The following is a 24,299-nucleotide window of genomic DNA, read 5'->3' on the forward strand; positions in this document are numbered from 1 at the left end:
TGCCACCGACCAGAAGAAAGATTTAACCGTTCAGATTTAAAACCTGAACGGTTTTTTATGCTATAGATGACTGCATATTATCATTCAGGTATTCTTCTTTATGTTCGGAAATGACCTCAGTTTGTAATCTTGAAAGTCAAAAGCTTATACTTAAATGTATTTGTGTATTTTTGTGGCAATGGGAACACAGGTAGATTTAGGTATTAAAGGATATAGGAATTATGGAACGCATCTGCGTGAAAAATACCATGGTCAGCGGGTGTTTAAAGTGATCGTAGATGGTGGATTTACCTGCCCTAACCGTGATGGGAGCAAAGGGTATGGAGGATGTACTTATTGTAATGTAGATTCTTTCACACCAGAGCCATCCCGTAAAATGCCAACCATAAGAGAACAACTCGAAGAAGGAATCAAAAGGGCTAAAACAGGTTATAAAGCCGATAAGTTTATTGTTTACTTTCAACCAAATACCAATACTTATGCGCCAACACATTATTTAAAAATGATGTACGATGAAGCACTTTCTGTAGATACTGAAAATATTGTTGGTTTTGCTGTTGGTACCCGTCCTGATTGTATTGATGCTGAAAAGGTTGCTTTGCTGGAGAGTTATGCTGATCGTTTTGATGTGGATCTGGAAATGGGGATGGAGTCTATCTACGATGAAACCCTGAAACAGATTAACAGGGGCTGTAGTCACGGGGAATTTGTGGCCGCAGTAAAGCTTTTGGAAAACAGCAAACTCGATCTTTGTGTGCATACTATCTTTGGCTTTCCATGGGAAACGAGGGAACAAATGCATGGTTACATTCATGAAATTAATCGTTTTCCTCAAATTAAGTTCGTTAAATTCCATCATTTACATATTGTAGAAGGTTCAATCATGGGCGCCAAGTACAAAAAGGAACCCTTCAAACTTTTTACCCTGGAAGAATACACTGATTTACTTTGTGAGTTGATTCCTCTACTTCGTCCGGATATTGTTATTCAAAGACTTTTTGGCATTTCAGACTGGGATTTACTAATTGCGCCTAATTGGGGACTAAATAAATCGTCTATTCAAACCTATATTGACAAAGAGATTGAAAAAAGAGGTGTGATCCAGGGATCTCGCTATTTATTGTAATTTCTCTAAAAAAAATTTTTTTTAATTAAAAAACCCATGAATTTCCATGGGTTTTTTGTTTTTAGTAAGTTTTTTATGTCAATATCATTCAAAAATTAGATAAAATTATATTATTGTCTTAAAAACAAGTATTTTGTTTTTGTTAAAAATGGGTATAAAAAATATACGTTTTTTGGTTTTATTGCATTTTTATATTAATTTTTTGTATGTTTTTATAAAAATCACTGGTTTTTGTTAGAATTTTTATGTTATATAGTGTAAAAGTTACAATATGTTGTATTTTTATCAAAATAATTATTGAATTATTAATATAATTAAGTGAATACAAACAAATTAAACTAAAAACTATGAGTAAATTTTCCTTAAAACAGTTTGCGCCGTTCGTGATCCTGATGATTGTTGCGATTACGGCCCTATTCATTCCTCTACTTCCTAATTTCGATGACGGTAATTACAGTGCTCCTGATATTGCATTTGTTTTAGTATCGGCGGCTTTGGTGTTTTTAATGACTCCTGGTCTTGCATTTTTTTATGGCGGTATGGTTCATCGCAAAAATGTATTATCAACCATGATTAAAAGTGTGGTCGCAGCCGGTGTAATTACTGTTCTTTGGATTGTGGTAGGTTTCAGTCTTGCATTCGGAGATACGATTGGCGGGTTTATAGGAAATCCTAAGACTTATCTGTTTTTCCAGGGTGTAAACTCCGGACCAGCGTGGGGAACTATTCCACTATCGCTATTTGCAGTTTTCCAGTTAATGTTTGCTATTATTACACCTGGACTAGTTGTAGGAGCAGTTGCAGAGCGTATTAAATTTACCTCTTACATTTTGTTTATTGTATTGTTTGCGATATTTGTTTATTCGCCTTTAGCGCACTGGACCTGGTCTGCAGAAGGATTTCTGTTAAAAATGGGGGTTCTTGACTTTGCCGGTGGTACAGTGGTGCATATTTCTGCTGGTATGGCGGCATTGGCAGGCGCACTGGTTTTAAAACGTAGAAAATCTCACCTGGAGCATAAAGAAGTTCCACCTGCTAACATTCCATATGTATTAATCGGAACAGGTTTACTATGGTTCGGTTGGTTTGGTTTTAATGCCGGTTCAGCTTTAGGAGCCAGCTCTCTTGCGGTTTCTGCATTTTTAACCACAAACACCGCTGCCGGCGCTGCTGGTTTATCCTGGATGTTCTTTGATGTGGCCAGAGGCAAAAAGCCATCCGTATTAGGTTTCTGTATTGGTGCTGTGGTGGGCTTGGTTGCCATTACTCCTGCTGCAGGTTTCGTAAGTATCCCTTCCAGTATATTCATTGGTGTTTTTGCTTCAGTAATTTCTAATCTGGTTGTTTCGTGGAAACAAAAAACAAGTTTAGATGATACTTTAGATGTGTTTCCTTGTCATGGTGTGGGCGGTATTGTAGGTATGATTTTAACAGGCGTGTTTGCTACTAAAACGGTTAACAGTTCAGGTGCTGATGGTTTATTCTATGGAAACCCTGAATTTTTCTTTACTCAGGTTAAAGGCGCTGTAATCGTAGTCATATTTAGTTTCGTGGTTTCATTCATTATCTTCAAATTCATTAACCTGATCCAGCCAATCCGCGTTTCTGAAGAAGAAGAGGAAATGGGCCTTGATGAATCACAACATAATGAAAAATATTCTCAGGGTACATTGCTTGTTGAGGAAAAAGCTATTTATATCGAGAAAAATAGTCCACTAACTGAAACAATAATCTAACCACTTTACCATATCTAAACCCAAATAAAGCTCAAACATGAAGAAATTTTTAACCGCTATTTTCGCAATGGCAGGCACTACGTGTGCCCTGGCTCAAGAGACGCCAACATCACCACTTGAAATTTCAGGATCGGTGGACACCTATTTCAAATACGATTTTGCTAAACAACCCAATAACATCACTACATCTTTTGCTACTGATCATAATTCGGTTTCATTAGGGATGATTGATTTAGTGCTGAAGAAAACTACAGGGAAGGCATCCTTTGTCGGAGAGCTTTCCTTTGGTCCGAGAGGACAAGAACAGTCACTTCTCGATGCTTCAAGCAATGGTTCATCCTTTCATATCCAAAATTTGTATGTAAACTATGATTTTACAGATCAGTTTTCAATTACAGCGGGTTATATGGGAACCTTTGTCGGGTATGAAGTAATCTCTCCTGTTGGAAATTTTAACTATTCAACATCGTATCTGTTTACCAGCGGGCCATTCCAGAATGCTGGTATTAAGGCAACTTATAAATTCTCTGATAAAGTGAGTTTAATGGCTGGATTGTTCAATGACTGGAATGTTTACACTGCAACCCGTGGGGTATCAAGCATTGGTGGCCAGTTAATGGTTTCGCCTGTTGAAGGTTGGACAGCTTATATCAATGTATTATCTGGTGCAGGCGGCGGTGGCTATGGAACCATTGAAGATTTGACCACTTCCTATCAGGTAACGGATAAATTTAAATTGGGGCTAAATGCGGCCAATTATGATATCAATAACGATGGTGGCGGTTATGCAGGTGTGGCTTTATATCCGCAATTTGCTTTTACTGATGCTGTATCTTTGGGCTTAAGGGGTGAGTATTTTAAAACCAAAAATGTTGCAGGTTTTGGAGCAACAAAATATACTGCCGTTACCTTGACTGCAAATATTAAATCAGGAGGTTTAACTTTTATACCTGAAGTAAGATTAGACCATAATGGCGATAAACCGTTTTTTAAAGAAAACGGACTGGCGGCACCAAATGCAGGCCAGTTCTCTTTAGCAGCTGTTTACGCTTTTTAAACGAAACAGAAATGATCATGAGCCGTCAGTATTTAAACTGGCGGCTTTTTTTTACCTTAGTGATCAGAATTAAAATAAACCAAATGAAATACACACTGGCTATAATCTTTTCCATTTTCATTGTTAAACTACCTGCTCAGGAAAAGCAATTTTCCAAGGATGAGCAGGGAAAATTCATTTACTATCAAGTGGTTGATTCGCAGGTGGTAAGCAAAGCAGTTTTATTGGAAAGAGCGAAGCATTTCATCCATTCATCGAACAAAAAGCTGATGAAACCAGAACGCAGTACTGATACTTCTGTTTTAGCGAATGGAAAACTGATAATCGATAAAACAATATTGGTTGCCGGACATCCAAGCGGAGAAGTAAATTACAATTTCGTTTTCGAGGCAAGAGAAGGGAAGTACCGGTTTTGGTTAACTGATTTTGAATATATTCCTTATCAAAGAGATCGTTATGGTAATTTTGTTGCCACCACAAATATTGGTACGCCGCTGGAAAAACGGGTTGATAAATTGAATGCCGGTACCTGGAAAGATATACAAGCCAGCGCTTATGCAAAAGCGGTAAAGTTTGCAGATTCTTTTAAAAAATTTCTGGCCACTGATAAAAAAGTGCCCGAACCCGTTAAAAAAGAAGTTATTTCAACCAGGAAGTGGTAAATGCTTTACATCTGTTTTTACATTTTGCCTAAAAGTTCCTCTACCTTTTTATAGCGAAAGTTAAAAATTTCGTTGATTTTCTTTTTAACCATTACTCCATTTGCAACAGTGCCAATTGGTCCCCAGCCAATGCTGTAATGAAGAATATCGTTCATGGATACACCACCTTCAGTTTTTTGAAAATGATGTTGATGATGCCAGAATGCAAAGGGGCCAAATCGTTGCTCATCCACGAAATATTCTTTGTCTTTTACATGTGTAATTTCGGTTACCCAATCTAGCTTAACGCCAAACAGCGGAGATACTTTATAAGTAATGATTAGTCCGGGATACATTTTTGCGTGTTCCATATTGGGAGATGTGACATCGAAAGTCATATCTGTTGGGGTAATTTCTGCCAGGTTTAAAGGTGATGAAAAAAAATCCCAGGCCGTATCCAGATCAACCGGAATGTGCTGAGTGAACTCTAATCTGTATATTTTCAAAATTTAGCTTTATAAAGCAAACAGCCGAAAAGTTATTTTGTTGGGGATGATGAATTTAATTTATTTCCGATTAATTTCACTAAAGAATTGAATTCGTTCTTCTCATATCCGATGGATTGGTAAATAATTTTTCCATCCTGATCAATCAAAATATTTCTGGGAATAGATTGCTTTGCAAATTTACTGAAAATGCTTCTGTCCAGATCCGGAAGTATTGGAAAGGTAAAGTTATGTTTGGCTTTGTATGGAATTAATTTATCCCAACCTTCTTCTCTTCCAAATACAAAGAATTCAAAATTCTTATTGTCTTTGTATTTATCCCAAATCTGTTTTTGTGCCAGTGGCAACTCAGTATTGCATGGAGGGCACCAGGTTGCAAACAGGTTTATTAAAATCAGTTTACCTTTATAATCTGACAGATTAACTGTTTTACCTTTTTCTATTTCGAAATTAAAAGAAGGTGCCTGATCGCCAATTTTTGTATAGGTGCCATTTTCATCGTTTTGAGCAAAGGCATTAACGGCAATAAATAAACAAAGGAATAGGAGTATCTTTTTCATTATTATAAATTTGTTTTCAAAGGCAATGAAGCTGTCATGATTTATTTATTCCACTGTGTGGTTTTTGAAATCATGACGGTTTCATTAGTATAAATTTGTTTTCAAAGGTAATGAAGCTGTCATGATTTATTTATTCCACTGTTTTGTTTTGAAAATCATGACGGTTTCATTATTATAAATTTGTTTTCAAAGGCAATGAAGCTGTCATGATTTATTTATTCCACTGTGTGGTTTTGAAATCATGACGGTTTCATCTGTTTAAATTTATTAATATATCTTCCATTGTTTTTTCAATGGTTTTTCACTTGTATCTATTTTTTATGGAGTTCAGGAGAACGCTTTGCTAAGTTAATGGGCCTTGTAAGCTCCGTTGGCTTTAACTTGCTGCGTCCGGTTTAATCATTCCCCTGTGAACTTTTTAAAAAAAAATATATGATAGAATTTATGTTAAAGATACTCCTATAATTTTTTTTAGCAAAACTAATGCACCATTTTATCTGCGCAGGTAGAACTTGCAAACGCCTCTGGTTTAGCTTTAAAAATAAAGCCCATGCTTAATATATAACCCATTGCATCATTTAAAGCTTTGTTTGATTTGAATGAAGGATTAGTGTTGATATCAGCATGTACTTCCAATGCAACATCATAAATGTCCAGCAAATCGCAAATAGAGTACGCCGTTTCAATAGATTTTTGTACTTCCATAAGCATTCTTTCCTTTATGCTCACTTGTTGTGTGTTTTTTTCCTGATGAATATACATGAAGCCACCATGATGTTCCCGCAACAACACGATTACGGTTGCAAAATCGGTAACCAGTCCCTTAACCTGGGAATCTGTTCCGATGCAAACTTTAAGCTTGTAGCCATTTTCTGTTTCTCTGATAATTGCTCTTTCAATTTCTTCCAGGATAGAAGATTGGATAATTTCGCCACTAAATTTTTTCCAGGTCATACATTCGGTTTTTTTGGGGTTAACAAATGGTAATGAGGTTTTTATAAAAATAAGTGCTAGAAATTAAAGTATTGTTAATATGAAATTGTTTATTTGCTAACAGACGCTTAGTTTTCAACAAGTTAAGCCTTTTTAGGCTTAAAATTAACAATTGTTTCATATTAATTACAACCGATGTGCCGTTATAATTGTTAAGTTTAATATCATAATTCAACCAGGTATGAGAGCAGAATTGATTCAGGAACTACAGCTGCTGCAAAATAGCAGAGCCAATAAATTTACAGATGATTTAACTGATAGATTAAAATCTTCAGTCGATCTGGTAACGGAGAAAGTAAATTCTTCCATGTCTAAAAGAGGTAATATGTTGATGTTGCTGGAGAGGAGATTTAATTTTTCTGCGTTAAAGAAAATCAAAACCAGGTTTTTAAAGTTCTAAGGGATTTCAGATTCACGGAGATGAGAAATGCTTATCTTTGCTGAAATGATAGAAAACGCCTTAAAAAGATTAAACATTGCTCAGCTCAATGAGATGCAGGAATCTGCACTAAAAGCAGTAAAATCTGGTAATGATGTGCTGTTAATTGCACCTACAGGATCTGGCAAAACCCTTGCATTTTTACTGCCTTTACTGGCGCATTTAAAACCTGGCATTAAAGGTGTTCAGGCATTGATTCTGGTGCCGTCTAGAGAACTTGCTTTACAAATTGAACAGGTTTTTAAACAAATGGGCACTCCTTTTAAAGTGAACTGTTGTTATGGCGGACATGCAGTAAGGGTAGAAAAAAACAATCTGGCCCATCCTCCGGCAGTGCTCATTGGTACGCCCGGTAGAATAGCTTATCATTTAGAACATCAAAATTTTGATGAGTCATTTGTAGAGAATTTAATTCTGGATGAATTTGATAAGTCTTTAGAGTTTGGCTTTGAATCGGATATGTCTTATATCATTGGGTCATTGTTATCATTGAAACAACGCATTTTAACTTCAGCTACCAAAATGGAAGAAATTCCTGCTTTTGTGAAGTTGAAAAATCCCGTTGATATTGATTTCTCCAAAAATGTTCAGGCGAAACCAGATTTAAAACTGAAAAAGGTTACAGCACCTGCTGCCGATAAACTGGAAGTGCTGTTCAAGCTATTAAGCAAAATTGGAGGGAAGAATACATTGGTTTTTTGTAACCATAGGGAAACAGTGGACCGGATTAGCGATATCCTTTTTGAACATGGTTTAGGACATGATGTTTTTCACGGTGGAATGGAACAAACCGACAGGGAAAAAGCACTGCTGAAATTTAGAAATGGGAGTCACAAAATTTTAATTACTACCGATTTAGCTGCCCGGGGTTTGGATATTCCCGAAATTGAACATATTGTACATTATCAATTGCCCTATACCGAAGATGCCTATATACACCGCAACGGAAGAACTGCCCGAATGCATGCCAAAGGTACCGCTTATGCGGTTATCACTCCTGAAGAAAATTACAAATATCTTCCGGAAGATATAGAAGAGGAGCATTTATCAGATCATTACGAAATCCCCGAAGCAAGTGATTGGGTCACTTTATATCTGGCTCACGGAAAGAAGGATAAAATCAATAAAATAGATATTGTAGGCTTATTTTTGCAAAAGGGCGGTCTTAATAAAGATGATTTGGGCTTGATCGAGGTAAAGGATACCACCAGCTATGTTGCAGTAAAACGCAAAGAAGTGAATGGATTACTTCAGGCTTTGGCCGGAGAGAAGATTAAAGGAAAAAAACTCAAATTAGCGGTAGCGAGTTAGGTTCATTGGTCATTGGTCATTGGTCATTGGTCATTAGTCATTAGTCATTAGTCATTAGTCATTAGTCATTAGTCATTAGTCATTAGTCATTAAATTTGGGTAAGCAAGTTAGGCTTTTAAGTTAACACTCAATTATTTACTCATTCAAAATCAATCATTAAATTATGAGCAACAACGACATTTTAAAAAAACTGAGAGTAGCTTTATCATTAAAAACGGAAGACATTATCACGATATGTGATCTTGTTGGTTTTAAAGTGACGAAGGCAGAATTAGGCGATATTTTTAGAAATGAAGATCACGAAAATTTTAAACCTTGTGGCGATCAGATTCTTCGCAATTTTTTAAATGGCTTAGTCATTTATAAAAGAGGGCCAAGAGAAGAGAAAAAATAAAATATTAATACCTTTTGCGGTTTAAAAAATGAAAATAATACTATCCCTATTTATTTTTGTAACCAGTGTATACACTTTACAAGCACAAAATCTAAAGGAAGATTTTTCTGATGATTGGGCAGCTTTATCAAAATATAAAAAAGAAAACGAATCGATCGGACTTCCTAAAAAGAGGGAGAAGCGTGTTGTTTTTTTAGGAAGCTCTATTTTTGAATTCTGGAAGCAGAAAGATCCAGAGTATTTTAGTAACAATGCTTACGTAGATAGAGGAATTAGCGGACAAATTTCGCCACAATTGCTAATCCGTTTCAGACAAGACGTTATTAATTTAAAACCTAAAGCCGTTATTATTTTAGCTGGCAGTAATGATTTAGCCGGCAATAAAGGACATGTTTCGAACGAAACGATTCTCAATAATATTAAATCAATGGCTGAATTAGCCAAAAAAAATCGTATAAAAGTTATTCTTTGCAAGTATTTGCCAGTTTATGAATATCCTTGGAATAAATCGCTTAAAGGAACAGCAGAACAAATTATTTCACTTAATGAAGCTATAGTTGCTTATGCTGAATCGAAAAACTTTACCGTTTTGGATTATTTTACACCATTGGTTGATGAAAGAAATGGCCAAAAAGCTGTATATACAACTGATGGGGTTCACCCTAATTTAGCAGGTTATAAAGTAATGGAAATTGTAACTGATGAAGTTATTAGAAAGACAATAGGGAAATAGCAATAAGCTGAAACAAAAACGGCACGATTAAAATCATGCCGTTTTTGTTAACCTGATTTCCATGGACTGTGGCTCACGGACCATTTGTTGGTTTCGTTCTGTGAGCTATAGACCTTGAGAGCAGGAGCATTGAACAATTTGCTCTTTCTCTGTCAGAAATTATTATTCCGATAAATTTGGTTGTTTTACTTAAATTAAATATTTTAGAGATACCTAATTAACTTGATCAGAATTTATGATGAATCCAACATAATGAAATAATTATTAAACATATTAGACAATAATTATTTATTTCCAATTTATTCCTGTTTTGCAGTCATAGTTTTTTTAGATAAATTTAACCTGGAAAAAAATAAACAAAATAAAAATCCTAAAAAGATGAAAAAAACATTTCTATTATTAACAACTCTCTTTCTAATGCTTTTTGTGGGTTGAAAAAAGACGTTTACAACTCTGAGGTGGAAGATTTTTCCATTGAGAGCATTCAAAAATTTGCTGAAATTAAAAATTTAGCGACATCAGAAGCTAGAAAGATTGCTTTTGGGAAATTGTCTAATTTCGAGAAATCGTCGTTTTGGAGATATCATATATCAGAAGCCATGAAAGATTTTGGAGTTCAACAAAATACGCTTTTAAAAGAAATTTATACCCAAATAAAACCGTCAGTTTATGATTCAATAGGTAATGATCGGAGCAATATTTACTAATGTTATTATACCGAGCTGGATAAAAAGGTCAAAGAATGTCTTCAGCGATAATCAAATCTCTAACTTTTTTATTTTCTTCAAAAAGAAGAGATTCCAAATCAAATAGTCAACGACGATAGAACTCCTTCAAATGCAAATAAGTATATAGCTTTTTCGAATAAGATAAATAAACTGGCTTTACAAGATCCAAATCCTGGCGACCCCCCTGTCCCCGTTAGCGGCGGCAGCGGTGGCGATTTACCTCCATGTATGTGTAATTTGGGAAGTAGTTATACCTGTCGAAAGACAACTACGCACGTAGGAACAGATGGAGTTTGGCAAGAAACCACTTATGGTTCTTGTAGCAACTCAAGTAATAACTGTAAGTCTAATAATTGGGGATGTGGTTTTGCCGGATTATTTTATTGTAATGGTAACCAATGTTCATATTGAAAAAAGATTATGAATTTTTACAAATTAATTTCAAAAACTACCATTTTCTTCTGCGTAATTGGTTTAATATTGGCAATTGGTCAAAATAGTTATGTTAACAGAATTTTTGCAATTTGTATTAATTCGTTAGCTATGTTTTTTTTAATAAGAACTTTAAATTATCCAAATAAGAACAGAGTCGTTTTGCTGATAGTTTATGCTATTCAAATTTTTTCGTTAAAATTAGGCATTTTATCTTATTTGGTAACTATTGGACTTGGTTATATCCCTTATTTTAGTTTCGAAAATCTTAAGCATACCTCGGATCTGTTTACCTTTTCAACGAACAGGATTTATATGCCAACAAACCTAACAGGTATTGGTGTTAATATGTTGTCTTTAGGTATTTTTTTATTTTTGGTATTTTATCGTTATAAAAAAGAAAGCTTATGAAATTAGAAAATATTTTATTGAGGTTGGTTTTTGTGATTTCTGCCTTACTATTAATGCAATGCAGTAATAATCGTAAAGCACAACTGAATTACAAAAATGTCCTGAAAGTAGAGAATGATTCTATAGATTTAGGTAATATTAAGTTATCCGACTCTTTACGGATAACTTATAAGCTTTCTAATATTAGTAGTAATCAGAAAATCAGAATAAAAAGTGTTGGTACATCATGCGGATGTAGCAAAGCCTATTTTTCTGACTCAACAATCAGTCCTGTTTCATCTGAAATATTGAGGGTTTCTTTTTTCTCAACCGATAAAGGAAATTTTAATAAAACTATTGTGTTAGAGACAGATTCAGAGCCCATATACAAAGTTTTGACCTTTTATGATAAGTTGGAGTAGTTTCCATTCTTCCACCCCGTGGTTTGTAGCTCACAGATCTATTTTATTCGTTTCATTCTGTGAGACATACCGAGAGTTTAAAACTTCTCGGTTATTATTTTATTTTTCGGTTTTGCTCTTCCTTTTTTGTTATTTTATTCTTAATAAATAGATAATATATAAAATTTCTTATGGGAGAAATTTTAAAAAAAAGAGATAATGCGTTTTCTGATTTATGATTTTTTGTTTTTTTTCTAAAACTTACAAATACTACAATTTGATAAATAATTACTATAATCAAAAAGATAATTGAGAATAATATTATTTGTTTTGTACTCATAAGAAAAATATGATTATAATTTTATATTACATCTGCACAAGCATCTAGGCCAAATGCGGCATTATCGTAATCATGATGCCAATTCCAATAGGCATCCATAGCGCAATTAATATCAAGAATATTTTCAGGTCCGGCAAAAATGATTGTCATGATACAACCGTTTATAGCTGAAGTATATTGTTGGTCAGCTGCGGCAATCAATTTGTTATAAGCAAACAAACAATTGTCGACTAAAGATAATTTATTCAGTTGAGAAAAGCCACTTTGAAAACCCCCCATAGCAATAATGAATAGACACATTGTAATTAATTTTTTCATTCATTTTTTATTTAAGATGCGTGAAATAGAAGAATTGATACTTGAATTCTGAGATTTTACTCTAATATTTAATATATTTTTGAGGTCTTCCTTAGGTAAGGTTTTCAACTGAGGGTAGTCGAACATTAACGATTTAATGCTTTGGTTTTGGTTGTATAATAGAGTTGCAAATTCTTCCGCCCCAACTACCTTCGCATTTTTCATTATTGTTTTTAAATCGTCTAAACTTTTTGCCTGTTTCACTTGTTTATTGATTAACTCTTTATCAGCTTTACTAACATTAATCTTTCCTTCTAGTGTCAAATTGATTAAACTGTTAGAACTTTCCTGTAAAAGAATAAAACTTTTGTCATGTTGCACGGCTTCTTTAAGGTCAGGCAATGATAGATTTTGTTCATTTTTACAACTTTCTACTAGGGTAAATATAATCGCAATGCATAAAAGGTTTAATTTTTTCATGATCGGTAATTTTTATACTATCAAAATAAAGAAAGATAAAGAAGGATATGTCTTTTTTTTGTAAAAAAAACTTTATTGGATTCTGGTTGGTGTTCATCCAAATTTAGCGGGTTACAAAATTATGGAAGAAATGACTGAAGCTGCCATTAAAAAGGCTTTGAAAAAAACACTGATATTTTTTTAAAATGCTAGTGGTGTTTCTGTAACATTTAGACTTTGCTCATTGTGAACCAGCGAAGAGGTTTGGAGGGTGGCGACTCAATCCTTCTGTAATTGAATCAAGATAACAAACAGATTGCTTCATCGTTCCTCCTCAGCAATAACGGTTGAATGAGCCATCCTGAGACACCTAAAACACCTTAGCTATATTTTCTATATCCATGCGGTAAAAACTTAAGGTTTGAGTGGTATGGCTTGGGGCTGTTGATCAGACTGACGAAGTTTTCCCTGCCCGCCATCCGGCTAAACTTCGTGAGTCAGTCAGCCTCAACTTGCGAAGTTTCAAAGGGCATTGCTGTGGCAGAACTTCGACAGTTTTGAACGGGCCGTCATTGTGAACCAAAGAAAGAGGTTTGTAGGGTGGAGTTAATCAATCTTTAATTGAATCAAGATAACAAAACAGATTGCTTCGTCGTTCCTCCTCAGCAATGACGGTTGGAATGAACCACCTGAGACACCTAAAACACCTTAGTTATATTTTCTATATCCATGTGGTAAAAACTTAAGATTTGAGTGGTGTGGCTTGGGGTTGATTGATCAGACTGACGAAGTTCCCCTGCCCGCCATCCGGCTAAACTTAGTGAGTCGGGGAGCCTCAACTTGCGAAGTTTCCCCAGCCCGTAAGCCAAATGAAACTTCGTAAGTCTATCCCATCTCGATGCGCTGTGCAGACAAAAACCAGCCAACGAATTCAAATTAACTTCTTATATCTAATACGTTTCGGTGCAACATCTCCTAAACGTTTTTTGCGATTTTCTTCGTAATCAGAATAATTTCCCTCAAAGAAATAAACTTCAGAGTTCCCTTCGAAAGCTAAAATGTGCGTACAGATACGATCCAGGAACCACCTGTCGTGACTGATTACCACGGCGCAACCGCCAAAGTTTTCTAAAGCTTCTTCCAAAGCACGTAAAGTGTTCACATCAATATCATTGGTCGGCTCATCGAGTAAAAGCACGTTCGCGCCTTTTTTCAAGGTTATGGCGAGGTGAACACGATTACGTTCCCCACCAGATAAGATGCCTACTTTTTTCTGTTGATCGCCGCCATTAAAATTGAATTTAGAAACATAGGCACGTCCGTTAACTGCTTTATTGCCGAGTTGAATGTTATCCAAACCATCGGTAATATTTTCGTAAACAGTTTTATCGGCATCTAAATCGTTGTGCATTTGATCCACATAGCCCAATTCAACAGTTTCGCCCACACGAAAAGTACCCTGATCTGGTTCTTCTTGTCCGGTAATTAAGCGGAACAAGGTGGTTTTACCTGCGCCGTTTGGTCCGATGATACCGACAATACCAGCTGGTGGAAGCGAGAAATTAAGGTTATCGAATAAAACTTTGTCGCCATAAGCCTTGGTTACGTTTGTCGCCTCGATCACTACATTACCCAAACGTGGCCCTGCAGGGATGAAAAGTTCCAGTTTATCTTCTCTTTCTTTTCCATCCTCTGATGCCAGTTTATCATAATTGGCTAAACGAGCTTTTGATTTTGCGTGACGGGCTTTAGGGGCCATACGAACCCATTCTAACTCCCGCTCTAAGGTTTTCTGGCGCTTGCTTTCCGTTTTTTCTTCTTGTGATAAACGTTTTGCTTTTTGATCTAACCAGCTGCTGTAGTTTCCTTTCCATGGAATACCTTCGCCACGATCGAGTTCCAGAATCCATCCGGCTACGTTATCCAAGAAATATCTATCGTGGGTTACGGCAATTACCGTTCCTTCGTAGTTTTGTAAGAATTGCTCCAACCAATCAATACTTTCCGCATCAAGGTGGTTAGTAGGTTCATCCAGCAATAAAACATCTGGTTTTTGCAATAACAAACGACACATCGCCACACGACGGCGCTCACCGCCAGAAAGCACACCAATTTTGGTTTCAGGATCAGGACAACGTAATGCATCCATTGCCCGTTCTAATCTGGAATCGATTTCCCAGGCACCCAAAGCATCAATTTTATCTTGTAGTTCGCCTTGTCTGGCCATTAATTTATCCATGGCATCAGGATCAGAATAGTTTTCTTCCAGTCCGAAAGCCTCATTCACTTCCTCATACTCCTTTAAAATAGCGGTAACTTCTGCAACACCTTCTTCTACTACTTCACGAACTGTTTTTTCCGGATCCAGAATTGGCTCCTGTGCCAAATAACCAACAGAATAACCTGGAGAGAAAACAACTTCGCCCTGATAGGATTTATCTAAACCAGCAATAATTTTTAGCAATGATGATTTACCAGAACCATTCAAACCGATAACACCTATTTTGGCGCCATAAAAGAAAGAAAGATAAATATTTTTTAAAACCTGTTTTTGTGGGGGGTAAATTTTATTTACTCCCGCCATAGAAAAGATTATTTTTTCGTCCATATCGTCTGTATGTATTTTAAATGTGTATTTGTTTCGAAAAGGGACAAAATCGGGAACAAAATAAAAATGTTTTCAAAGTAAAAATTTAAATTTTCAGCACCTTACATTCATCCTAAAGGGTACAAAGATAAGGAAGGGAAGGATGTAAGCAAATGGTTTATCAGATATAAATCGAATATGCAGAACCATCTACACATTTAAAAAAAATAAGACTTAATCAATATCGTAAAAAGCATGGTACGATAAGGTTTAAAAGGCCTGAAGGGTGGGAACATAGTTAATAATTAATTATGAACCATTAGCAGTTGGTATTGTGATTCCTCATCTTTAAAAAAGCAATAGCATAAAAGGGCTATTCGTGGAAATTATCGATTTCACTATATTTGTGATAGTTAGAATTAAATCAACGGGACGATTTAGATTAACAGTGTAAGCCTTGCCATGAGCAAGGCTTATTTTATTTAATGATTTCCCACGTACCATCTTGCAAACCGAGATGTATAACTCTATCATCAATTCCCATTTTATGTTCACATTCAATTGCCCTGATGGTATAATTACCAGATGCAAATGTATTTACGACTTCGTAGTACTTTTTTTTGGTCTTTAAGATGGTGCCAATAGATAGTTGTTCCCAATTTTCCATAATCAAATATAATGTTAACTCGTTTAAATCAATTACCATTTTTTACCATCGCTTTTCTAAACTCACTCGGTGTGGTTCCGTACCGGGCTTTAAATACAGTTGAAAAATATGTTGCTGAAGAAATCCCTACCATGTAGCTAACTTCAGCAATTGTATGATCCTCATTGCTGAGATAGTATTTTGCTTTTTTCAGTCTCCGGTTTAGGATGTAATCGGATATACTGCAGTTGAGCAGCGCTTTAACTTTTCTGTAAAGCTGTATTCTGGAAATCCCGATCGAGCGACAAAGGTCTTCCACACTAAAGTCTTCATTGCTGAGATTGTGCTCCACAATTCCGGAGAACTCGTTAAGGAATTTTTTATCCAGTAAACTGGCCGTTGTTTTCTTCGCTCCGGCACTGATGTCGCTGGTATAGTGTTCTTTTAGTATGCCGCGGTTCCGCAGCAGGTTTTCAACATTGGCGTGGAGGTAATCAAAGTTAAACGGTTTGGTCAGATATAAATCCGCCATGCTTTGCACCCCGTTAATTTGTTGTTCAATACTACCCTTTGCTGTTAACAGAATAATCGGAATATGGGAGGTTCGGAAATCAGTTTTAAGTTTGTTTGCCAGGTCTGTGCCCGATCCATCAGGAAGTACAACATCGGAGATGATCACATCCGGAATTTTTTCATAGGCTTCTAAAATCCCGGAATGGAGTGTAGATGCACTGAAAACCTCATAATCGTGCTCAAATTTTTCGCTGAGGTATTGTAAAAGATCAGGATTATCCTCCACAATCAACATGGTTTGTTCTTTTAGCGGGTTGAATGTTTGATCTTTTGTGGTTTTGAGGTTCTCTTCAAGATCAGTGGTATAAATTTTTACCTGATCATACAACCTGGAGTTTTTATCCTGATACCTTGAATCTTCAGGCTTAGCGAGCCCGGCATTGTTTAATGGCAGTTTAACGGTAAAGGTGGTGCCTTTCCACTTCTCACTTTCTACATCAATGGTACCTTTGTGCAGTGTGATCAGTTCTTTGGAAAGCGACAATCCAAGGCCCGAACCACGGGATTGACCGGAACCTACCTGATAGAACTCTTCAAAAATATTCTGAAGTGCGGTTTCGTCCATTCCAATGCCGTTATCCTCAATACTGATGATGAACTGTTCAGCAGTTGAAGATAAATGAACATAAATCCGCCCGTTGTCGGCGGTAAATTTAAGGGCGTTCGAAAGTAAATTGAACATCACTTTGTCCAAAATATCAGCATCAAACCAGGCCATCATTTCTTTTCCGCCGCCGATGAGCCGCAAATCTATATTTCGCTTATTTGCCAGGTGCCTGAAATGTTCAAGGAGTTCAGTAAGAAATTGAACCAGATTACCTGCAGCGGCGCGAATCTCAAATTTATCATGTTCAATCTTTCTGTAGTCGATTAGCTGGTTAACCAGTTTGAGCAATCTGAATACATTTTTATTGATCATCCGAAGGTTGTTTCCACTAAGCTGATTTACTTTTGGGTCTTTCAGTAAATCTTCAAGAGGTGATATAATCAGCGTTAAAGGTGTCCGGAATTCGTGAGAAATATTGGTAAAAAAGTTGAGTTTGGTTTCTGTTGCCTGTTCAGCTTTCGCCGACATTTCGATCAATTGGTTTTTCTGATCAATGATTTCAGCATTTTTAAGTTCAAGCCGTTTATTGATCTTTCTGTTCTCCAGCAGCGAATGAAAGGCCAATCCTCCGAATACCACTACCAGAACCAGGGTAATAACAATTACATTGAGTACCAGCCGCTGGTTGTTATATATTTCCAACTGATCTTCCAGTAGTCCCTTTTGTCTTTCAATGTCTTTCTGCTGACTACTGAATTTTGCCCATTGCATTTTCATCAGTTCGACATTGGTACTGTCAATAACCACCGTTTGAAGTACATTTTCTTTTTGGAATGGTTTATTTGAAAGAATGGCAAAAGCAGTACTGATGGCTTCCTTTCCCCCGGTTGGATACAGAAGACTTGCCGTAAGGGTTTTGTTGCCTACAAGCTCCAGGCCTGCACGTGCACCCGGAAGCGCATCAACACCGATTACCTTGGTTTCCTTTTGAAGATCAAGTTCTTTAAGTACATTCCAGCTACCAGAAGCCATGACATCATTATGTGCGAAAATAATATCGGTACCTTTAAGCTTTGACTGATGAGAACGCAATTGATTTTCTGCCTGCTCTTTAAGCCAGTCGCCATAGAACTGAAATTTTACTTGTATTTCCGGATATTTTTTAATCTGATCAATGAATCCTTTCGAACGCTCTATCGCAGGTGAAGAGCCGGGAAGTCCCATAACTTCTCCAACACTGCCTTTCCTTTTAAGTAAAGCATTGGCAATATAGTCGGCAGCCATTTTACCAATCTGGTAGTTATCGGCACCTACGTAAGCGGTATAGTGTGGCGAAGAAGTCTTTCTGTCAATTAGGATAACCGGGATGCCCATGTTATAAGCTTCCTCTACAACTGCAGCGAGGGGATGAGCTTCATTGGGCGAAATAATAAGCAGATCAATATTCTTTTTGAGCATCTCACGTACTTGTTTAACCTGCCGGTTGCTGTTCCCATCAGCATCCATGTACAGGAATTCTGCAGAAGGATGAAGCGAAAGCTCCATTTTCATTTCCTCCAACATCGTTCGTCGCCAATGATCGGAGGCAATGCATTGAGAAAATCCAATGAAGAATTTTTCTTCCTGTTTATGATTATTGCATCCAAACAGGAACATAAGGCCGCACAAGTAGCTAAAAACAACTTTTTGAATGCTCCATTTGTATGCTGCTGGCTGATGTATTTCAACACTCATAAGGTTAGGATATTGGTTAGTTCAGGTTAAAGCTATTAAATGTAATCTGTATTTTAAAATCACGTGGTGCTCTTATCACTATTACATGTAACGAGAACGAAAGATAGCTGATACATGAGTTAAAGTGTTCGGCTTTCTGGTATTTTTATTTGATGTATATGCTTGATAATGAGTGTTTTATTTTTTGTTGCGTTTTTTAATGTTTTTGATATTTTTTTGGTAGTACTGATTAGTGTGAGGAGGTAAATTGCGTCAGATTCACTAACCAAATAATATCATAGATGAAAAAAAACTCTGTCCTGGCCTGGTCCATGGTTGTTGCATTAGGTGGGTTCCTGTTCGGTTTTGATACCGCCGTAATATCGGGAGCTGAAAAGTCCATTCAGCAATTCTGGTCGCTTTCGGTCTTTCAGCACGGTCTGACCATTTCAATTGCTCTTATAGGTACTGTAATAGGTTCGCTTTTAGGCTCAAAACCTTCTGATAAATTCGGAAGAAAGTATACGCTTGTTTTTGTTGCTATTGCCTACCTGCTCTCTTCGTTGGGTACTGCTCTTGCTGATAACTGGTACTTCTTTCTGGCTTTCCGCTTTCTGGGTGGTTTAGGTGTCGGAACTTCTTCGGTAACTGCTCCGATTTATATTTCAAAAGTATCTCCTGCCGAGAAAAGAGGACAACTTGTAGGCCTTTTTCAATTCAATGTTGTATTGGGAATTTTAGTTTCTTATCTTTCTAATTACCTGCTCAGTCAAACAGGTGAACATTCGTGGAGGTGGATGCTTGGTGTTCAGGCCGTGCCTTCGATTTTATTTCTGGTATTAATCCGTTTTATTCCGGAAAGCCCGCGCTGGCTTATTCTGAAAAGAGGAGATACCGAAAAAGCGCTTCGTACGCTTAACATTATCAATCCTCAAAATGCAGAACAGGAACTTGCCGCTATTCTAAAGTCTGATACGACGAATAAAGATCATCATCAAAAGGTACCAGGTCTGTTTTCCGGACAGTACAATTTTCCGGTAATGCTGGCCGTATTGTTTGCTATTTTCAATCAGGTGTCTGGTATCAATGCCATTATATATTATGCACCAAGAATTTTTGCCATGGCAGGATTGGGAGAGCATTCATCACTACTTTCTACTGTAGGAATTGGTGTGGTTAATTTTGTATTTACGCTCATTGCCATCAATTTCATTGACCAGATCGGCCGGCGGGTATTGATGCTTATTGGATCTGTAGGACTTATTATTTCCCTCTTTCTGGTTGCTTTCACATTCTATTATAATATTCAGGGTGGCTTGGCTATACCGGTATTCATCATGGTTTTCATTGCTTTTTTTGCTTTTTCGCAGGGTGCTGTCATTTGGGTTTTTATTTCTGAAATCTTCCCCAACCAGGTACGGGCAAAGGGACAAACTTTAGGCAGCTCTACCCATTGGATTATGGCGGCACTGATTGCATTTTATTTTCCTTATCTCACTGAAATTCTCGGTGGAGCGGTAACCTTTTTCTTCTTTGGAAGTATGATGGTTCTGCAACTGATTTTTGTATGGCGAATCATGCCGGAAACCAAAGGAAAGTCGCTCGAACAAATTGGATCTAACATCATAATGCACTGATATGTCTTTAAAAAATAAACCTATAATATGCTTTGGAGAAGTTCTTTGGGATGTACTTCCTGATGGACCACAACCGGGAGGAGCGCCACTAAATGTTGCCTATCATTTAAATAAGCTTGGACTTCATCCGGCCATTATCAGCCGGGTGGGTAATGATGACAATGGAAAATGGCTCACAGAACTGATGGATCAATGGAATCTTGACAGAAAATTTGTTCAGATTGATGAAGAGCATCAAACCAGTGAAGTAGTCGCCAGCCTGAAAAATGGAAATGAAGTTTGCTACGAAATTGTATTTCCGGTGGCCTGGGATTTTATAACCCCCGAAAACGCTATAGTTCATCAGGCAGCTTCAGCAGAATATCTGATCTATGGTTCACTATCCAGCAGAAATGATATTACCAGAAATACACTCTTCGAATTGCTGGAGGGCGATGCAATAAAGGTACTGGATATCAACCTGAGGTATCCGTTTGTAAAACGTGCAATCCTTGAACCTTTGTTAAAAAAAGCAGATATAATCAAATTCAATGAGGCAGAGCTTGATACGGTGCAAACGCTTTTTGGTGGATCTTATGGCACAGAGAGAGAGAAAGTAGCCTTTGTACAGGAAAGATTCAGTACTCCGGAGATTTTGATCACAAAAGGCGAATCGGGAGCAGCTTATTATATCGGACCAGAGAGATTTTACCATTATGGTGCTGAAGTACGGGTAAAAGATACCATAGGAAGCGGTGATGCTTTTCTTGCTGCATTTATATCCGGACACCGAAAACGCAGCGATCCGGCCCAAATACTAAAAAATGCAATAGCGATGGGTGCATTTATCGCTACGCAGAAAGGTGCTTGTCCGGATTATGAACTGGAAGAGTACCTGGATTTCCAGATCTGACGGCAATTTGAGCCAAGATCGGAAAATTGCTGATCAATTAATTCTAACCAAATAAAACCAATAATGACCAATGAAAAAGATTATCTTTTATTGCTGTTTGATGCTCATTTATGTGCTGGACAGCTCAGCCCAGATTAAAACCGTAACGGGCACGGTAACCGATCAGCAGAACAATGCCATTGAGGGCGTTTCAGTTGTGGTGGTAGAATCAGGAAAAACGGCCATTACTGATGCCAAAGGAAGGTTTAGCATTCAGGGAGAATCGGGGCAAACGCTGAAATTTGGCTACGTAGGTGCCGTGCCTTATAGTTTAAAAATTGGAAATGCCGAAAACCTCACTATACAGCTTGATCTTAATAACTCGCTTAACGATGTAGTGGTAACTGGTTATCAAAAAGAGCGGAAAAAAGACCTTACTGGTGCCGTATCGGTAGTCAATGTTCAGGAAATCAAGGATATTCCATTGGGAAATCCAATCAAGGCATTACAAGGCAGGGTGCCTGGTGTGTTTATCAGTGCCGATGGTGCGCCCAACGGCGGTGCAAGTGTGCGGATCAGGGGAATAGGAACGCTCGGTAACAATGATCCGCTTTATGTTATAGATGGAATTCCCACTAAACGGGGGTTACAGGAATTAAATCAGAACGATATTGAATCGATTCAGGTGCTTAAAGATGCTTCTTCAGCAACCATTTACGGTTCAAGAGCCGCAAATGGGGTTATCATTGTAACAACCAAGCGGGCCAGGGCAGGCTATAGTCGTGTCGATTTTGATGCATCTGCGTCGCTGCAATTTTATACTTCAAAACTTAAAACCCTGAATGCCGAAGAACGGGGCAGAGCTTACTGGCAGGCTGCGGTTAATGATCGTTCTGATCCAAATCTAAATCAGATTTATAAATATGAATGGAACAATAATTTTGATAATCCGGTACTAAACCGGGTGGTGATACCAGAATTTATAGATGCTGCCAAAACCATGAGATCCGCAAATACCAATTGGTTCGATGAAATTTCGCAGCAATCGCTCCTGCAATCCTATAATGTATCTATCGCCAACGGTAACGAAAAAGGGAACAGCTTGTTTTCATTAAGTTATTACGATAACAAGGGAATTATCAGGGAAACAAGAGATAAAAAACTAACTGCCCGGGTAAATTCAGATTATAGTTTGCTTAATGGTAAGCTTCGTATTGGAGAAAACCTGTCGGGCACCTATATGAAAGATGTATTGATTCCTACCGGAGATGTGACCGGATTATCGCAGATCGTGTTCTCCGTTGTGCCCATCTACACCGTGAATGGTGGTTGGGGTGGTCCGGCAGCGGGAATGGCAGACAGGCAAAATCCTGTTAGGCTCATTGAAGATAACAAGCAGAACTTTAATAATTTCTGGAGGGTATTTGGTAATGTTTATGCCGAATTACAGATTATCCCAAACTTATTGCTAAAAACCAGCTATGCCATTGATTATAATGGAAATTATGCCAGAACGCTACGCAAATCCTATACTTCCGGGTTTCTTTCCGATCCATCTAATGCCGTGAATACCAATAGCAACTATGATGGTAACCGAATCTGGCAAAATACGCTTACCTATTCAATAAAATCAGAAAAACACCAGGCGGATTTTCTGATTGCACAGGAACAGATCAACACCATTTATCAGGGTTTCGGGGCGAGTAGACAGGGTTTGGCATTGGAGAATAGCGATTATGCCTATCTTGATGCCGGCTCTACAAATAAGGATAATGGTGGAAACGGTACCAGTAGCGCATTGCTTTCTTATTTTGCAAAGGCCAATTATACCTACAATGATCGATATCTTTTCTCAGCAACTATCCGGAGAGATGGCTCTTCAAGGTTTGGAAAAGAGAACCAGTTTGGTTATTTTCCTGCATTCTCAGCAGGATGGAGGTTAAGTGAGGAACAATTTATCAAAGAGTCGCTTCCGGTTGTTTCTGATCTGAAACTACGCTATGGATGGGGAAAAAACGGAAATCAGGAAATAGCCAATAATGCAACTTATACCCTATATTCAGCAGTTTATGGAACCAATGCAATTGGAAACTATGATGGTGGCACGGCTTATGATATTACAGGATCAAATACGGGACAACTCCCTTCCGGATTCGCATTAATTCAACAGGGCAACAATACACTCAAATGGGAAGAAACCTCTCAACATAATATAGGTCTTGATTTTGCACTACTCAGGAATGAATTGTCGGGTTCGGTAGATTATTTTATCAAGAAAACATCCGATATTCTGATTAGCCCCGCCTACCTCGCTGTAATTGGCGAAGGGGGCGCCAGATTTGCCAACGGCGCATCAATGCAAAATAAAGGCCTCGAGTTCTTGCTATCGTGGTCTAAAAAAATTGGAAATAACTGGAATATCACATTAACCGGGAATGCGGCTTCTTACCGAAATAAAGTAACGGAATTGCCACCTGAAATTTTGACCTCTTATCCAGGCAATGGTACAGATAAAAATATTTTGGGCCGGCCCATCACTTCTATATTCGGATATGTGGCCGATGGCATTTTTAAATCAGCGGCAGAGGTTAATGCACATGCTACACAACCTGGAAAAGGAATTGGCAGGATCAGGTACAAAGATCTGAACGGAGACGGTGTGATCGATGCACTGGATAGGGATTACATTGGAAACAGTGCTCCAAAATGGATATATGGCCTGAATACTTCAATCAGCTACAAGGATTTCGATCTTTCATTCTTTCTACAGGGTGTTCAGGGATCAATGGTAAACAACGGCTATAAATACCTGACAGATTTCTCTTCTCTGGCTCCCGGAGCGAATTTTGGAACACGTACCCTTGATGCGTTTACCCCACAAAACAGCTCATCAGACATACCTTCACTAACCCTGGTAGACCGCAACAACGAAGGGCGCACATCAACGTATTTTCTCGAAAGCGGTTCTTACCTGAAGCTTAGAAATATCCAGCTGGGTTATAATCTGCAAAATGCCCTGAAGAATCTTAAAGTTCAGCGGGCACGGGTTTTCGTTCAGGCCAGTAATGTATTTACCATTAAGAGCAAAAGTTATACGGCAACCGATCCGGAAAATCCCGGAAATGCCTATCCCATTCCACTGATCACAACAGTAGGTTTAAATGTTTCATTCTAAAACGAT

General features: G+C 37.6%; 21 protein-coding genes. 13 read left to right on the forward strand and 8 right to left on the reverse strand.

Features of this window, described 5'->3' with window-relative positions:
• The first annotated feature begins 178 nt into the window (after nucleotides 1-178).
• From DU508_RS22865 to DU508_RS22880, 4 genes are all read left to right on the forward strand, one after another.
• Entirely contained in the window at nucleotides 179-1,126 is a 948-nt protein-coding gene (locus DU508_RS22865; protein ID WP_115405029.1) for a TIGR01212 family radical SAM protein, read from the forward strand.
• Between the two features lie 347 nt (nucleotides 1,127-1,473).
• Nucleotides 1,474-2,862: an ammonium transporter gene (locus tag DU508_RS22870; RefSeq protein WP_115404993.1), complete on the forward strand. Its 1,389-nt coding sequence runs from the start codon at nucleotides 1,474-1,476 to the stop codon at nucleotides 2,860-2,862.
• A gap of 37 nt (nucleotides 2,863-2,899) precedes the next feature.
• The gene (locus DU508_RS22875) at nucleotides 2,900-3,919 is read left to right on the forward strand and encodes a porin (protein WP_115404994.1); all 1,020 of its coding nucleotides are present in this window, start codon (nucleotides 2,900-2,902) and stop codon (nucleotides 3,917-3,919) included.
• Between the two features lie 83 nt (nucleotides 3,920-4,002).
• Entirely contained in the window at nucleotides 4,003-4,581 is a 579-nt protein-coding gene (locus DU508_RS22880; protein WP_147273676.1) for a DUF4468 domain-containing protein, read from the forward strand.
• A 17-nt stretch (nucleotides 4,582-4,598) separates the two neighbouring features.
• Here DU508_RS22880 and DU508_RS22885 read toward each other — a convergent pair whose 3' ends face one another.
• The 3 genes from DU508_RS22885 to DU508_RS22895 all read right to left on the reverse strand — a co-directional run bounded on the left by DU508_RS22885 (nucleotide 4,599) and on the right by DU508_RS22895 (nucleotide 6,580).
• A complete protein-coding gene (locus DU508_RS22885; RefSeq protein WP_233509714.1) occupies nucleotides 4,599-5,066 on the reverse strand; it encodes an SRPBCC family protein in 468 nt (155 codons plus the stop codon).
• A gap of 32 nt (nucleotides 5,067-5,098) precedes the next feature.
• On the reverse strand, nucleotides 5,099-5,626 hold the full coding sequence (locus DU508_RS22890; RefSeq protein ID WP_115404996.1) for a TlpA family protein disulfide reductase: 528 nt from the start codon (nucleotides 5,624-5,626) through the stop codon (nucleotides 5,099-5,101).
• 480 nt (nucleotides 5,627-6,106) lie between these two features.
• Nucleotides 6,107-6,580: a ribonuclease H-like YkuK family protein gene (locus tag DU508_RS22895; protein WP_115404997.1), complete on the reverse strand. Its 474-nt coding sequence runs from the start codon at nucleotides 6,578-6,580 to the stop codon at nucleotides 6,107-6,109.
• Nucleotides 6,581-6,800: 220 nt separating this feature from the next.
• On the opposite strand from DU508_RS22895, the gene DU508_RS22900 reads away from it, so the two are divergent.
• The 6 genes from DU508_RS22900 to DU508_RS22930 all read left to right on the forward strand — a co-directional run bounded on the left by DU508_RS22900 (nucleotide 6,801) and on the right by DU508_RS22930 (nucleotide 11,469).
• The gene (locus tag DU508_RS22900) at nucleotides 6,801-7,019 is read left to right on the forward strand and encodes a hypothetical protein (protein WP_115404998.1); all 219 of its coding nucleotides are present in this window, start codon (nucleotides 6,801-6,803) and stop codon (nucleotides 7,017-7,019) included.
• A 45-nt stretch (nucleotides 7,020-7,064) separates the two neighbouring features.
• The gene (locus tag DU508_RS22905) at nucleotides 7,065-8,369 is read left to right on the forward strand and encodes a DEAD/DEAH box helicase (RefSeq protein ID WP_115405031.1); all 1,305 of its coding nucleotides are present in this window, start codon (nucleotides 7,065-7,067) and stop codon (nucleotides 8,367-8,369) included.
• Between the two features lie 164 nt (nucleotides 8,370-8,533).
• Nucleotides 8,534-8,764, forward strand: a complete 231-nt coding sequence (locus DU508_RS22910) for a DUF1456 family protein (RefSeq protein ID WP_047798500.1) — start codon at nucleotides 8,534-8,536, stop codon at nucleotides 8,762-8,764.
• Nucleotides 8,765-8,792: 28 nt separating this feature from the next.
• Nucleotides 8,793-9,497: a GDSL-type esterase/lipase family protein gene (locus DU508_RS22915; protein WP_115404999.1), complete on the forward strand. Its 705-nt coding sequence runs from the start codon at nucleotides 8,793-8,795 to the stop codon at nucleotides 9,495-9,497.
• A gap of 431 nt (nucleotides 9,498-9,928) precedes the next feature.
• Complete coding sequence (locus tag DU508_RS22920; RefSeq protein WP_115405000.1) at nucleotides 9,929-10,204, forward strand: hypothetical protein; 276 nt, start codon at nucleotides 9,929-9,931, stop codon at nucleotides 10,202-10,204.
• A gap of 860 nt (nucleotides 10,205-11,064) precedes the next feature.
• Nucleotides 11,065-11,469, forward strand: coding sequence for a DUF1573 domain-containing protein (locus DU508_RS22930; RefSeq protein ID WP_115405002.1), 405 nt, complete (start codon nucleotides 11,065-11,067; stop codon nucleotides 11,467-11,469).
• Between the two features lie 340 nt (nucleotides 11,470-11,809).
• Here DU508_RS22930 and DU508_RS22940 read toward each other — a convergent pair whose 3' ends face one another.
• From DU508_RS22940 to DU508_RS22960, 5 genes are all read right to left on the reverse strand, one after another.
• Nucleotides 11,810-12,106, reverse strand: coding sequence for a hypothetical protein (locus DU508_RS22940; protein ID WP_115405004.1), 297 nt, complete (start codon nucleotides 12,104-12,106; stop codon nucleotides 11,810-11,812).
• The gene (locus tag DU508_RS22945) at nucleotides 12,107-12,565 is read right to left on the reverse strand and encodes a hypothetical protein (protein WP_115405005.1); all 459 of its coding nucleotides are present in this window, start codon (nucleotides 12,563-12,565) and stop codon (nucleotides 12,107-12,109) included. It abuts the gene before it with no gap.
• Nucleotides 12,566-13,475: 910 nt separating this feature from the next.
• Nucleotides 13,476-15,152, reverse strand: a complete 1,677-nt coding sequence (ettA, locus tag DU508_RS22950) for an energy-dependent translational throttle protein EttA (protein ID WP_115405006.1) — start codon at nucleotides 15,150-15,152, stop codon at nucleotides 13,476-13,478.
• A gap of 457 nt (nucleotides 15,153-15,609) precedes the next feature.
• Nucleotides 15,610-15,798 carry a hypothetical protein gene (locus DU508_RS22955; RefSeq protein WP_147273677.1) on the reverse strand — a complete coding sequence of 63 codons (189 nt, stop codon included), beginning with the start codon at nucleotides 15,796-15,798 and terminating at the stop codon, nucleotides 15,610-15,612.
• Nucleotides 15,799-15,826: 28 nt separating this feature from the next.
• A complete protein-coding gene (locus DU508_RS22960) occupies nucleotides 15,827-18,631 on the reverse strand; it encodes a substrate-binding domain-containing protein (RefSeq protein ID WP_233509715.1) in 2,805 nt (934 codons plus the stop codon).
• A gap of 281 nt (nucleotides 18,632-18,912) precedes the next feature.
• Between DU508_RS22960 and DU508_RS22965 the strand changes: the two genes are divergently transcribed.
• The 3 genes from DU508_RS22965 (at nucleotide 18,913) to DU508_RS22975 (ending at nucleotide 24,293) form a co-directional block, all read left to right on the forward strand.
• On the forward strand, nucleotides 18,913-20,247 hold the full coding sequence (locus tag DU508_RS22965) for a sugar porter family MFS transporter (protein ID WP_115405008.1): 1,335 nt from the start codon (nucleotides 18,913-18,915) through the stop codon (nucleotides 20,245-20,247).
• A 1-nt stretch (nucleotide 20,248) separates the two neighbouring features.
• The gene (locus tag DU508_RS22970; RefSeq protein WP_115405009.1) at nucleotides 20,249-21,139 is read left to right on the forward strand and encodes a carbohydrate kinase family protein; all 891 of its coding nucleotides are present in this window, start codon (nucleotides 20,249-20,251) and stop codon (nucleotides 21,137-21,139) included.
• Between the two features lie 70 nt (nucleotides 21,140-21,209).
• Nucleotides 21,210-24,293: a SusC/RagA family TonB-linked outer membrane protein gene (locus tag DU508_RS22975; protein WP_115405010.1), complete on the forward strand. Its 3,084-nt coding sequence runs from the start codon at nucleotides 21,210-21,212 to the stop codon at nucleotides 24,291-24,293.
• Nucleotides 24,294-24,299: the final 6 nt, after the last annotated feature.

The organism is Pedobacter chinensis, from assembly GCF_003339865.1.
Classification (GTDB): Bacteria; Bacteroidota; Bacteroidia; order Sphingobacteriales; family Sphingobacteriaceae; genus Pedobacter; species Pedobacter chinensis.